This window comes from Escherichia coli (assembly GCF_036503815.1).
Classification (GTDB): Bacteria; Pseudomonadota; Gammaproteobacteria; order Enterobacterales; family Enterobacteriaceae; genus Escherichia; species Escherichia coli_F.
In genome coordinates this window covers 790,006-802,680 of the sequence record NZ_AP027764.1, presented here as the reverse complement: position 1 = coordinate 802,680, position 12,675 = coordinate 790,006, and the positions used below count along the sequence as shown (strand labels likewise).

Below are 12,675 nucleotides of genomic sequence, written 5' to 3'. Positions count from 1 at the left end.
ACATTATCCTGCGCGTAATTTTTGGGCGACACGAACCGGATGCGCAGCGGCGCTGGCTTCCAGATCCAGGTCACGACTTTGCAGCAATAATACCTGCGCTGCGACATCACCCAGCATCGCTTTAAAGCCGCCAATCTGACGTGCAAATACGTTATAGATAACGACCGCCGGAATCGCTGCCACGAGGCCGATTGCCGTTGCTAACAGAGCTTCTGCGATACCCGGCGCAACGACAGCCAGATTAGTGGTCTGCGTTTGCGCAATACCGATAAAGCTGTTCATGATGCCCCAGACCGTACCAAAGAGGCCCACAAACGGCGAAATCGCGCCGATGGTTGCAAGGTAGCCGTTACCGCGGCCCATTTGACGCCCTACTGCGGCGACCCGACGCTCCAGACGGAAGCTGGTACGTTCTTTAATACCTTCGTTATCGTCGCTGCCTTCTGACAGTTCCAGCTCATCCTGCGCTTCATTGAGCAAATGCAGGCTTAAGCTTTTGCTACCAAAATCAGCGGCGATATCGTTGGCCTGGTTCAAGGAACGCGCTTGGGCCAGCAGTTGCTGTTCGCGTTTCAGGCGACGCTTCTGATTGAAGAACTCAACGCTCTTACTGAAGAAGATTGCCCAGGTGACTACGGAGGCCAAAATAAGCCCAATCATCACGCACTTAACGACAATATCGGCGTGCTGATACATACCCCAGACGGAAAGATCCGTCTGCATTAAATTATTACCCACTGTGTATCTCCAGGACGCAAATCACAAAATCTGCGCATAATAATATCAAAACGACGTCGAATTGATAGTCGTTCTCATTACTATTTGCATACTGCCGTACCTTTGTTTTCTTTTCCTTGCGTTTACGCAGTAAAAAAGTCACCAGCACGCCATTTGCGAAAATTTTCTGCTTTATGCCAATTCTTCAGGATGCGCGCGGCAACATTCATGCTAGTTTAGACATCCAGACGTATAAAAACAGGAATCCCGACATGGCGGACAAAAAGCTTGATACTCAACTGGTGAATGCAGGACGCAGCAAAAAATATACCCTCGGCGCAGTAAATAGCGTGATTCAGCGCGCTTCTTCGCTGGTCTTTGACAGTGTGGAAGCCAAAAAACACGCGACGCGCAATCGCGCCAATGGCGAGTTGTTCTATGGACGGCGCGGAACGTTAACCCATTTCTCCTTACAAGAAGCGATGTGTGAACTGGAAGGTGGCGCAGGCTGCGTGCTGTTCCCCTGCGGAGCAGCAGCGGTTGCTAATTCCATTCTTGCTTTTGTCGAACAGGGCGATCATGTGTTGATGACCAACACCGCCTATGAACCGAGTCAGGATTTCTGTAGCAAAATCCTCAGCAAACTGGGCGTAACGACATCGTGGTTTGATCCGCTGATTGGCGCGAATATTGTTAAACATGTGCAGCCAAACACTAAAATTGTATTTCTGGAATCGCCGGGCTCCATCACCATGGAAGTCCACGACGTTCCGGCGATTGTTGCCGCCGTGCGCAGTGTAGTGCCAGATGCCATCATTATGATCGATAACACCTGGGCGGCCGGCGTGCTGTTTAAGGCGCTGGATTTTGGCATTGATGTTTCCATTCAGGCCGCTACCAAATATCTGGTTGGGCATTCAGATGCGATGATTGGTACTGCCGTATGCAATGCCCGTTGCTGGGAGCAGCTACGGGAGAATGCCTATCTGATGGGGCAGATGGTCGATGCCGATACCGCCTATATAACCAGTCGTGGCCTGCGCACTTTGGGTGTTCGCCTGCGTCAACATCACGAAAGTAGCCTGAAAGTAGCTGAATGGCTGGCGGAACATCCGCAAGTAGCGCGAGTTAACCACCCTGCTCTGCCTGGCAGTAAAGGTCACGAATTCTGGCAACGAGACTTTACAGGTAGCAGCGGGCTATTTTCCTTTGTGCTTAAGAAAAAACTCAATGATGAAGAGCTGGCGAACTATCTGGATAACTTCAGTTTATTCAGCATGGCCTACTCGTGGGGCGGGTATGAATCGTTGATCCTGGCAAATCAACCAGAACATATCGCCGCCATTCGCCCGCAAGGCGAGATCGATTTTAGCGGGACCTTGATTCGCCTGCATATTGGTCTGGAAGATGTCGATGATTTGATTGCCGATCTGGACGCCGGTTTTGCGCGAATTGTATAACATTGCCACTTTTGGACAATTTTGCAGACATTTTATTGTGAAAAGTCTTAAATTGTTGCGTCCGGGATCAAGGCGTCCCGGACGATTCAGGAGTACAATAGGCAGATAAAGGCTTAAACGCTGTTCCACAGGAAAGTCCATGGCTGTTATTCAAGATATCATCGCTGCGCTCTGGCAACACGACTTTGCCGCGCTGGCGGATCCTCATATTGTTAGCGTTGTTTACTTTGTCATGTTTGCCACGCTGTTTTTAGAAAACGGCCTGCTGCCCGCCTCATTTTTGCCAGGCGACAGCTTGTTGATATTGGCTGGCGCATTGATTGCCCAGGGGGTTATGGATTTTCTGCCTACGATTGCGATTCTGACCGCCGCAGCAAGTCTGGGCTGCTGGTTAAGTTATATTCAGGGGCGCTGGTTAGGGAATACCAAAACGGTGAAAGGCTGGCTGGCACAGCTTCCCGCTAAATATCACCAGCGCGCCACCTGCATGTTTGACCGCCACGGTCTGCTGGCGCTGCTGGCTGGACGTTTTCTTGCATTTGTCCGTACGTTGCTGCCAACCATGGCGGGAATTTCCGGTCTGCCAAACCGCCGCTTCCAGTTTTTCAACTGGTTAAGCGGATTGCTGTGGGTCAGCGTGGTAACCAGTTTCGGCTATGCCTTAAGTATGATTCCGTTCGTTAAACGCCATGAAGATCAGGTAATGACGTTCCTGATGATCCTGCCAATTGCCTTGTTAACCGCTGGCTTGTTGGGCACGCTGTTTGTGGTGATTAAAAAAAAATACTGTAACGCCTGACGATTTTCCCCGTTCCCGGTTGCTGTACCGGGAACGTATTTAATTCCCCTGCATCGCCCGCATTCTTGCCGCATCTTCCCCCGGCGTCACACCGAAGTAACGTTTAAACTCACGGCTAAATTGCGATGCGCTTTCATAGCCGACGCGCATCGCCGCCGCGCTGGCCTTCATGCCGTCGTGGATGATCATCATCCGCGCCTTATGCAGACGGTAATTCTTCAAATACTGCAACGGTGAGGTGCTAGTGACAGACTTAAAATTATGGTGGAACGCCGATACGCTCATGTTGGCTTCTGCCGCCAGTTGCTCGACGCTCAGGTTTTCGGTGTATTTATTCTCAATTCGTTTCAGCACGCGGCTAATCAGGCTGAAGTGAGTCTGGCGACTGACCAGCGCCAGTAACGCGCCGCCGCAAGGTCCGGTCAGCACGTAGTACAGAATTTCGCGGATGATCTGTTTGCCGAGAATACGCGCATCCAGCGGTCGCTCCATCACATCGAGTAACCGCTCCGCCGCACATAAAATCTCTTCTGATAACGTGGCAGAGTTAATCCCGCTGGCTGCCATCGACGGCCGAAAATGCTCATCTTCGCCAATGTCCATCAACAGCTCTTGTAACTGCAAAACATCGACATTGAGACGCACCCCTGCCAGCGGTACCTCTGACGTTGCATAAGTTTCGCACTCAAACGGCAACGGCACCGTCAGCAGCAGATATTCATTGGCATCATAACGAAACACGCGTTCATTGATATAACCGATTTTATGCCCAGAAAAGAGAATTATGATGCCGGGCTCGTACATCACCGGCGTACGTGCGAAAGGCGTCTCGCCATACAACAAACGCACATCGGGCAATAGCTCTGACAAACTATTTTCTTTATTTTTCAGTTTATTAACTTTACCCGCCAGCAAGCGGCAAATCTCTTCACGTTTCATATCGCGTAATTTCTTAGGAATAATGCGGCAATTTGATTGTGCGCAATTTTGTAGCATTTCTCCAGCACTCTGGAGAAATAGGCAAGACATTGGCAGAAATGAGCATTGAGAGGTACGGCGCTGGCGACCACAATGAAAAACATCAGGCAGACCGATCTCTGCCCTCATATTGACCCAGCAAAGGGAGCAAGTAATGAACAACTTTAATCTGCACACCCCAACCCGCATTCTTTTTGGTAAAGGCGCAATCGCTGGTTTACGCGAACAAATTCCTCACGATGCTCGCGTATTGATTACCTACGGCGGCGGCAGCGTGAAAAAAACCGGCGTTCTCGATCAAGTTCTGGATGCCCTGAAAGGCATGGACGTGCTGGAATTTGGCGGTATTGAGCCAAACCCGGCTTATGAAACGCTGATGAATGCCGTGAAACTGGTTCGCGAACAAAAAGTGACTTTCCTGCTGGCGGTTGGCGGCGGTTCTGTACTGGACGGCACCAAATTTATCGCCGCAGCGGCTAATTATCCGGAAAATATCGATCCGTGGCACATTCTACAAACGGGCGGTAAAGAGATTAAAAGCGCCATCCCGATGGGCTGTGTGCTGACGCTGCCAGCAACCGGTTCAGAATCCAACGCAGGTGCGGTCATCTCCCGTAAAACTACAGGCGACAAGCAGGCGTTCCATTCTGCCCATGTTCAGCCGGTATTTGCCGTGCTCGATCCGGTTTATACCTACACTCTGCCGCCGCGTCAGGTGGCTAACGGTGTAGTGGATGCCTTTGTGCACACCGTGGAACAGTATGTTACCAAACCGGTTGATGCCAAAATTCAGGACCGTTTCGCAGAAGGCATTTTGCTGACGCTGATCGAAGATGGTCCGAAAGCCCTGAAAGAGCCAGAAAACTACGATGTACGCGCCAACGTTATGTGGGCGGCGACTCAGGCGCTGAACGGTTTAATTGGCGCAGGTGTACCCCAGGATTGGGCAACGCATATGCTGGGCCACGAACTGACTGCGATGCACGGTCTGGATCACGCGCAAACGCTGGCTATCGTCCTGCCTGCACTGTGGAATGAAAAACGCGACACTAAACGCGCTAAGCTGCTGCAATATGCTGAACGCGTCTGGAACATCACAGAAGGTTCTGACGATGAGCGTATTGACGCCGCGATTGCCGCAACCCGCAATTTCTTTGAGCAATTAGGCGTGCCGACCCACCTCTCCGACTACGGTCTGGACGGCAGCTCCATCCCGGCTTTGTTGAAAAAACTGGAAGAGCACGGTATGACCCAACTGGGCGAAAATCATGACATTACGCTGGATGTCAGCCGCCGCATATACGAAGCCGCCCGCTAAGCTTTTTACGCCTCAAACTTTCGTTTTCGGGCATTTCGTCCAGACTTAAGTTCACAACACCTCACCGGAGCCTGCTCCGGTGAGTTCATATAAAGGAGGAACGTATGGCTAATCCAACCGTTATTAAGCTACAGGATGGCAATGTCATGCCCCAGTTGGGACTGGGCGTCTGGCAAGCAAGTAATGAGGAAGTAATCACCGCCATTCAAAAAGCGTTAGACGTGGGTTATCGCTCGATTGATACCGCCGCGGCCTATAAGAACGAAGAAGGTGTCGGCAAAGCCCTGAAAAATGCCTCAGTCAACAGAGAAGAACTGTTCATCACCACTAAACTGTGGAACGACGACCACAAGCGCCCCCGCGAAGCCCTGCTCGACAGCCTGAAAAAACTCCAGCTTGATTATGTCGACCTTTACTTAATGCACTGGCCCGTTCCTGCTATCGACCATTATGTCGAAGCATGGAAGGGCATGATCGAATTGCAAAAAGAGGGCTTAATCAAAAGCATCGGCGTGTGCAACTTCCAGATCCACCACCTGCAACGCCTGATTGATGAAACTGGCGTGACGCCGGTGATAAACCAGATTGAACTCCACCCGCTGATGCAGCAACGCCAGCTTCACGCCTGGAACGCGACACACAAAATCCAGACCGAATCCTGGAGCCCATTAGCGCAAGGAGGGAAAGGCGTTTTCGATCAGAAAGTCATTCGCGATCTGGCAGATAAATACGGCAAAACCCCGGCGCAGATTGTTATCCGCTGGCATCTGGATAACGGCCTGGTGGTGATCCCGAAATCGGTCACACCTTCACGTATTGCCGAAAACTTTGATGTCTGGGATTTCCGTCTCGACAAAGACGAGCTAGGTGAAATTGCCAAACTCGACCAGGGCAAACGCCTCGGCCCCGATCCCGACCAGTTCGGCGGCTAACGCGCAAATTCTTCCGGTGGCGGTAATGTTCCGCTACCGGACTTTTCAGAAATCATTTATTCCCCTCGCGTCCTGCCCATTGTTACTCTTCCTTGTTCAGGAATGCCAAATATAAGGACATCATCATGCAGAGCCGGAAGCTCTTAAAGGAACAATTCATCTACACCCGGGATAAACGCAACGGAGAGGTGAAAAACAGATGAAAATAATACTTCTGTTTTTAGCAGCCCTGGCAAGTTTTACCGTACACGCGCAGCCTCCTTCACAGACCGTAGAACAAACAGTCCGGCAGATTTATCAGAACTATAAATCAGATGCCAGTACGCCTTATTTTGGTGAAACCGGAGAGCGAGCGATAACTTCTGCGCGTATTCAACAGGCGCTTACCCTGAACGACAATCTTACGCTGCCGGGCAATATTGGCTGGCTGGATTATGATCCGGTTTGTGATTGTCAGGATTTTGGCGATCTGGTGTTAGAAAGCGTAGCGATAACCCAACCTGACGCCGATCATGCCGATGCCGTTGTGCGCTTTCGTATCTTTAAAGACGATAAAGAAAAGACCACGCAGACACTGAAAATGGTGGCGGAAAATGGTCGTTGGGTCATTGACGATATTGTCAGCAATCATGGCAGCGTCTTACAAGCAGTTAATAGCGAGAATGAAAAAACGCTGGCCGCTATAGCTTCGTTGCAAAAAGAACAGCCGGAAGCCTTTGTTGCCGAACTCTTTGAACATATTGCTGATTATAGCTGGCCGTGGACGTGGGTGGTTTCCGACTCTTACCGCCAGGCGGTCAATGCCTTCTATAAAACCACCTTCAAGACTGCCAACAATCCCGATGAAGATATGCAAATAGAACGACAATTTATTTACGACAATCCGATCTGTTTTGGCGAAGAGTCGCTATTTTCACGCGTTGATGAAATCCGTGTCCTGGAGAAAACCGCCGATTCCGCCCGCATTCATGTTCGTTTTACGCTGACCAATGGCAACAACGAAGAGCAAGAACTGGTTTTACAGCGGCGCGAAGGTAAGTGGGAAATCGCTGATTTTATCCGCCCGAACAGCGGCAGCCTACTTAAGCAAATTGAGGCAAAAACCGCCGTCAGATTAAAGCAATGAGCTGAATTAAATAACAATTAGCCGGAACAATAAATAAAAGGGAACACTATATGAAAACGATTTTCACCGTGGGAGCTGTTGTTCTGGCAACCTGCTTGCTCAGCGGCTGCGTCAATGAGCAAAAGGTCAATCAGCTGGCGAGCAATGTGCAAACATTAAATGCCAAAATCGCCCGGCTTGAGCAGGATATGAAAGCATTACGCCCACAAATCTATGCTGCCAAATCCGACGCTAACAGAGCCAATACGCGTCTTGATGCTCAGGACTATTTTGATTGCCTGCGCTGCTTGCGTATGTACGCAGAATGACGGTTCTGGAATTCATAATGAACAAACTTATCTTATCCATTCCGCTGGCGCTGTGTCTTGCTGGCTGTACCAGCAATGCCAAAATTGAACACCTGGAACATGATATTCAGGCATTGAATAACAAAATTAATCAACTGCAACAGGATATTGACGCCCTGCGTCCGGAAATTCAGCAAGTTAAAGACGAAACAGCAAGAGCGCATTACCGCTTAGACGTTCGTAACAGTCCTTATAAACCAAGGTTATAAATTTCCCGGCAGCATCATTGCTGCCGGGCACATTTCACTTAACGACCTGCCACCGCTTTAGGGCGTTTCTTCGCGCCAGCATTCACCGGGCGAGATGGCGTAGACGACGCTTTTTTTGCCGTAGCAGGTGTCTGACGCTGGGTCGCCATCGGCGTATGTTTAGTCAACGCCGGACGGGTATTGCGGTTCTGACGGCGGGCTTCGCGCATCTCTTCAATGGTTGGCGCAGGCACTAAGCAATCACGACGGCTGCCAATCAGATGCTTTTTACCCATCGCTTCCAGCGCCTGACGGATTAACGGCCAGTTTGCCGGATCGTGGTAACGCAACAACGCTTTATGCAAACGACGCTGTTTGTCGCCCTTCGGTACGAAGACGTCTTCACTCTTGTAACCAATCTTCGCCAGCGGGTTTTTCCCGGTGTAATACATGGTGGTGGAGTTAGCCAACGGCGACGGGTAGAAGTTCTGTACCTGGTCGAGACGGAAGCGATGCTTTTTCAGCCACAGCGCCAGATTCACCATATCTTCATCACGCGTACCCGGGTGTGCGGAGATGAAATACGGGATCAGATATTGCTCTTTACCTGCCTGTTTCGAGTAAGTATCGAACAGCTCTTTAAAGCGGTCATAGCTGCCCATGCCCGGCTTCATCATCTTCGATAACGGCCCTTCTTCGGTATGTTCCGGGGCAATCTTCAGATAACCGCCAACGTGATGGGTCGCCAGCTCTTTGATATAGCGCGGATCTTCCACGGCGATGTCATAACGCACGCCGGAAGCGATGAGGATCTTTTTAATGCCTTTCAGATCACGCGCGCGGCGATAGAGGTTGATCGTCGGTTCGTGGTTAGTGTCCATATGAGGACAAATATCCGGGTAAACGCACGATAAACGGCGGCAAGTCTGCTCGGCGCGCGGCGATTTGCAGCGCAACATATACATGTTGGCAGTTGGCCCACCGAGATCGGAAATCACGCCCGTAAAGCCTGGCACGGTGTCGCGGATCGCTTCAATCTCGTTGATGATCGAATCTTCCGAACGGCTCTGAATAATGCGACCTTCATGCTCGGTAATAGAGCAGAAAGAGCAGCCGCCAAAGCAGCCACGCATAATGTTGACCGAGAAACGGATCATTTCGTAAGCCGGAATTCGGGCATTACCGTAAGCCGGATGCGGCACGCGCTTGTACGGCAGCGCAAAGACGCTGTCCATCTCTTCGGTAGAAAGCGGGATGGCAGGCGGGTTGATCCATACATAGCGGTCGCCATGTTTTTGCATCAGCGCACGCGCGCAGCCTGGGTTGGTTTCATGGTGCAGAATACGCGAAGCATGAGCGTACAGCACTTTATCGCCCTTCACTTTCTCGAAAGAAGGCAGCAATACGTAAGTTTTTTCCCACGGTTTCGGGCGCGGTGGCTGCACGGTTACGGCTTTCGCTTCCTGCTTTTTCGGGGCCACCGGTTTGTTATCCGCGCACGGCAAATCTTCACCATACGGATGCGGGATCGGGTCGATTTTCCCAGGAGTATCAAGACGGGTGGAATCCACACCGCTCCAGCCTGGCAACGCCTCTTTTACGATAATCGCGGTATTACGCACATCGCGGATTTCACTAATCGGCTCACCCATCGCCAGACGATGCGCCACTTCCACCAGCGGACGCTCACCGTTACCGAACATCAGCATGTCGGCTTTGGAATCCACCAGCACGGAACGGCGCACGGTATCAGACCAGTAATCATAATGCGCGGTACGGCGCAGACTTGCCTCAATACCGCCGAGGATCACCGGTACATCTTTCCACGCCTCTTTACAACGCTGGGTATAAACCAGTGTGGCGCGATCCGGTCGCTTACCCGCGACGTTATCCGGCGTGTAGGCATCGTCATGACGTAAACGGCGATCGGCAGTATAGCGGTTGATCATCGAGTCCATGTTGCCAGCAGTAACACCGAAAAACAGATTCGGTTTACCCAGACGCATAAAGTCGTCTTTGCTGCTCCAGTCCGGTTGGGCGATGATCCCGACGCGAAAGCCCTGCGCTTCCAGCATACGACCGCAAATCGCCATCCCGAAGCTTGGGTGATCGACATACGCGTCGCCAGTAACCAAAATGATGTCGCAGCTATCCCAGCCAAGTTGATCCATCTCTTCACGAGACATCGGCAAAAACGGTGCCGGTCCAAAACAGGCGGCCCAGTACTGCGGCCAGGAGAACAGGTCGCGATCCGGTTGGATCAGGGAGATAGAGCTCATTTTGCTTCCAGAAATGATAAAAAAATAATCAAAGGCCGGGGATTATAAGCCGGAACGAAAGAGAAATCGAAAAGTATTCCATACTCGCCCTCTCGGGCGAGTATGGCGATTACGGTACCGGATTGACCAACAGTTGCCCTATCGAGCCACGGTCCGCCATTTCCAGCGTCTGACTGTTGAAGTAGAACGGGAAGTGCGCCCAGGAAGGCTGACCGAAATAAACAAGCAGCTCCACTTGTCCGTCAACCCAAACGGTATCTTTCCAGCCTCTGTCTTCCGGGAACGGCATCGCGCCATTCACGTTACGGATCTGGAACATCACGCCTTCAATATGGAACGCTTGCGGCTCGTCCGCGCGTACCGTCCAGCGTTCCCACGTTCCTTGCTGCGCGGTGACATCAATACGGTTGACGTCCCACAGCTGCCCATTGATACCCGGGTCATCACCCAGACTGATATCGCGACTGCGAATCGGCGAACCGGCCATGATCTCAGTTGGCAGCAAGCGCATCGGAAGACTGTCTGTGACCAGCGGCAGAAGACCGGTTGGGCGCAGCGTTAGCACCAGCGTAGAAACCAGAATGCTGGATGGCTCAAAGAAGCCACGAATACGATCAACAATGCTCGCCGCTTCGCCACAGGTGATCGACACTTCATCACCGTTGCTCATATCCACCAGAATCTCGCGGCGCTCGCCCGGTGCCAGCGAAAGTTGCTTCACCGATACAGGAGCAGGCAAGAATCCCTGATCGCCAGAAATCACATGTAACGGGCGACCATCGCTCATCTGTAGTTGATAGCGACGAGAGTTCGACGCGTTCAACAGACGCAAGCGCACCCAGCCACGCGAGACTTCAACGTACGGGCTTTGTACACCGTTGACCAGCAGCGTATCTCCAACAAAGCCGCCGCTTCCCGGTTCGTTGTATTCTGGCGTACCAAAGTTATCCAGCCGTTTATCCTGGATAATGACCGGAAAATCATCCACTCCATAATGGTTGGGGATAGGCAGCGACTTGCTGACTTCATCTTCCACCAGCCACATTCCGGCAAGGCCATTATAGACCTGCTGAGCCGTGCGATTGGGGGTATTAGCGTGATACCACAATGTCGCTGCGTTCTGGCGAATGGGTAATACGGGTGCCCAGTCAGCGTTTGGCGACATCATCCGTGCCGGACCGCCCATCAGCGGGCCAGGCACCTGTAAACCAGACACCGTCATTGAGACATTTTCTGTCAGGCGGTTACTGTAGATCAGCTTAACATCATCGCCCTTCCAGACGCGGATAGTCGGCCCCAGGTAACGACCATTGATTCCCCAGACCGACGCGCGTGTTCCTGGCGTAAATGACCAGTGCGCACGTTGTACAGTCATAAACAGCGGTTGCCCACGGCGAGATTCAAGCAGCGGCGGAACGGGTAGCGGTTGCTGTTGCCCGGCTGCGCTGGCCTTCAGGGGAACAGCGCCTGCACAAAGTGCAATCCCCGATGCCTGAATGAACTGACGCCGACTGAGTGACATATTTGCTCCATGTAAAACTGGCTAAAGTAATACCGTGCAGGAAAGTGTTCCCCCGCAAAAATACAGATTGCCGACTTAAACTTTTCCGGCGGCTTCGCGCTCTGCGACTTCTTTATCGAGCTCAGCGATTTTTTGTTCCATTATCGAACGACAATGGGCAGCCAACTCGCGAACCTGATCTTTGCCATACTGACTGACGTCAATTGGCGGCAGCATTTCGACAATCACCAGACCGTTGTGTAGCCGATTAAGATTAATCTTATTCGAAGTTGTAGAGACGCACACGGGAATAATCGGGACGCCCGCCGCAATTGCCGCGTGAAATGCTCCGGTCTTGAACGGCAGCAGGCCGCGACCACGGCTGCGGGTACCTTCCGGGAACATCCAGATGGAAATACGGCGTTTTTTGAAGTGATTCACTACTTCCGCAATAGTGCCGTGAGCTTTAGTGCGATTGTTTCTGTCGATCAATAAGTTGCCGGTTAACCAGTACAACTGACCAAAGAAGGGGATCCACAGCAAACTCTTTTTACCTACCGTCACCGTCGGCGGTTGCACGATGTTCGATGCTGTCACCATGTCATAGTTGTTCTGGTGGTTAGCAATATAAATAGCATTGCCGTAGCTTTCAGCATCTGCAGGTTTGCGACACTCAACTTTCAGGCCGAACAGCGGCGCAAGACGACCAAACATATGCCCAAAGGTGGCTACATGTTTCGGGTTACGCGGGCTGAAAAGGCAGTAAATGGAGCCGAATACACAGACTAAGATGCTGTAAATCACGGTAATAATAAGACGAAAGATATATAGCATAACACCCTCTGAAGGTCTGAGAGACTGGCATTGTACGTCACCTGAAATCAGGTTAGGGCATTGTTAAAAGCCGCTCTCTGGAAAAGCGTATTGTTAATCGCAACGCATGAATAAACAACGGTTTCAAGGGAATTTTTATCGTTTCCGGGGGTTGAATATGCTGCCGGATGACGACTTAACGTTTCATCCGGCGTTC

At 51.4% G+C, this 12,675-nt stretch carries 12 protein-coding genes; 7 read left to right on the top strand and 5 right to left on the bottom strand.

Going from position 1 to position 12,675, the window contains the following annotated elements; genetic code table 11:
- Nucleotides 1-3: 3 nt before the first annotated feature.
- Complete coding sequence (gene exbB, locus AABJ99_RS03860; RefSeq protein ID WP_000527851.1) at nt 4-738, bottom strand: tol-pal system-associated acyl-CoA thioesterase; 735 nt, start codon at nt 736-738, stop codon at nt 4-6.
- A gap of 251 nt (nt 739-989) precedes the next feature.
- Between exbB and metC the strand changes: the two genes are divergently transcribed.
- Nucleotides 990-2,177 (top strand): cystathionine beta-lyase, encoded by a 1,188-nt coding sequence (gene metC / locus AABJ99_RS03855; protein ID WP_039021383.1) that lies wholly within the window; start codon nt 990-992, stop codon nt 2,175-2,177.
- 139 nt (nt 2,178-2,316) lie between these two features.
- Entirely contained in the window at nt 2,317-2,976 is a 660-nt protein-coding gene (gene yghB / locus AABJ99_RS03850) for a DedA family general envelope maintenance protein YghB (protein ID WP_000268419.1), read from the top strand.
- 39 nt (nt 2,977-3,015) lie between these two features.
- Here yghB and yqhC read toward each other — a convergent pair whose 3' ends face one another.
- A complete protein-coding gene (gene yqhC / locus AABJ99_RS03845) occupies nt 3,016-3,915 on the bottom strand; it encodes a DNA-binding transcriptional regulator YqhC (RefSeq protein ID WP_039021382.1) in 900 nt (299 codons plus the stop codon).
- A gap of 193 nt (nt 3,916-4,108) precedes the next feature.
- Here yqhC and yqhD point away from each other — a divergent pair, with 193 nt between their 5' ends.
- From yqhD to AABJ99_RS03820, 5 genes are all read left to right on the top strand, one after another.
- Nucleotides 4,109-5,272 carry an alcohol dehydrogenase gene (gene yqhD / locus AABJ99_RS03840; RefSeq protein ID WP_001058802.1) on the top strand — a complete coding sequence of 388 codons (1,164 nt, stop codon included), beginning with the start codon at nt 4,109-4,111 and terminating at the stop codon, nt 5,270-5,272.
- 104 nt (nt 5,273-5,376) lie between these two features.
- Nucleotides 5,377-6,204: a 2,5-didehydrogluconate reductase DkgA gene (dkgA, locus tag AABJ99_RS03835; RefSeq protein WP_000013131.1), complete on the top strand. Its 828-nt coding sequence runs from the start codon at nt 5,377-5,379 to the stop codon at nt 6,202-6,204.
- Between the two features lie 199 nt (nt 6,205-6,403).
- A complete protein-coding gene (gene yqhG, locus AABJ99_RS03830) occupies nt 6,404-7,330 on the top strand; it encodes a YbjP/YqhG family protein (protein WP_039021381.1) in 927 nt (308 codons plus the stop codon).
- 50 nt (nt 7,331-7,380) lie between these two features.
- The gene (yqhH, locus tag AABJ99_RS03825; RefSeq protein ID WP_000848523.1) at nt 7,381-7,638 is read left to right on the top strand and encodes a lipoprotein YqhH; all 258 of its coding nucleotides are present in this window, start codon (nt 7,381-7,383) and stop codon (nt 7,636-7,638) included.
- Nucleotides 7,639-7,655: 17 nt separating this feature from the next.
- On the top strand, nt 7,656-7,886 hold the full coding sequence (locus tag AABJ99_RS03820; RefSeq protein WP_001037461.1) for an LPP leucine zipper domain-containing protein: 231 nt from the start codon (nt 7,656-7,658) through the stop codon (nt 7,884-7,886).
- 38 nt (nt 7,887-7,924) lie between these two features.
- Here the strand turns inward: AABJ99_RS03820 and ygiQ are convergent, their stop codons facing one another.
- From ygiQ to plsC, 3 genes are all read right to left on the bottom strand, one after another.
- Complete coding sequence (gene ygiQ, locus AABJ99_RS03815; protein WP_000095185.1) at nt 7,925-10,144, bottom strand: YgiQ family radical SAM protein; 2,220 nt, start codon at nt 10,142-10,144, stop codon at nt 7,925-7,927.
- 109 nt (nt 10,145-10,253) lie between these two features.
- The gene (gene ftsP / locus AABJ99_RS03810) at nt 10,254-11,666 is read right to left on the bottom strand and encodes a cell division protein FtsP (RefSeq protein WP_000059405.1); all 1,413 of its coding nucleotides are present in this window, start codon (nt 11,664-11,666) and stop codon (nt 10,254-10,256) included.
- Nucleotides 11,667-11,741: 75 nt separating this feature from the next.
- Complete coding sequence (plsC, locus tag AABJ99_RS03805) at nt 11,742-12,479, bottom strand: 1-acylglycerol-3-phosphate O-acyltransferase (protein WP_000965712.1); 738 nt, start codon at nt 12,477-12,479, stop codon at nt 11,742-11,744.
- Nucleotides 12,480-12,675 lie beyond the last annotated feature (196 nt).

Bases quoted from the DNA above. Each gene is read 5' to 3' on its own strand.
- yqhH (WP_000848523.1), top strand. From the start codon at position 7,381: ATGAAAACGATTTTCACCGTGGGAGCTGTTGTTCTGGCAACCTGCTTG.
- yqhG (WP_039021381.1), top strand. From the start codon at position 6,404: ATGAAAATAATACTTCTGTTTTTAGCAGCCCTGGCAAGTTTTACCGTA.
- yghB (WP_000268419.1), top strand. From the start codon at position 2,317: ATGGCTGTTATTCAAGATATCATCGCTGCGCTCTGGCAACACGACTTT.
- ygiQ (WP_000095185.1), bottom strand. From the start codon at position 10,144: ATGAGCTCTATCTCCCTGATCCAACCGGATCGCGACCTGTTCTCCTGG.
- dkgA (WP_000013131.1), top strand. From the start codon at position 5,377: ATGGCTAATCCAACCGTTATTAAGCTACAGGATGGCAATGTCATGCCC.
- yqhD (WP_001058802.1), top strand. From the start codon at position 4,109: ATGAACAACTTTAATCTGCACACCCCAACCCGCATTCTTTTTGGTAAA.
- yqhC (WP_039021382.1), bottom strand. From the start codon at position 3,915: ATGAAACGTGAAGAGATTTGCCGCTTGCTGGCGGGTAAAGTTAATAAA.
- ftsP (WP_000059405.1), bottom strand. From the start codon at position 11,666: ATGTCACTCAGTCGGCGTCAGTTCATTCAGGCATCGGGGATTGCACTT.
- plsC (WP_000965712.1), bottom strand. From the start codon at position 12,479: ATGCTATATATCTTTCGTCTTATTATTACCGTGATTTACAGCATCTTA.
- AABJ99_RS03820 (WP_001037461.1), top strand. From the start codon at position 7,656: ATGAACAAACTTATCTTATCCATTCCGCTGGCGCTGTGTCTTGCTGGC.
- metC (WP_039021383.1), top strand. From the start codon at position 990: ATGGCGGACAAAAAGCTTGATACTCAACTGGTGAATGCAGGACGCAGC.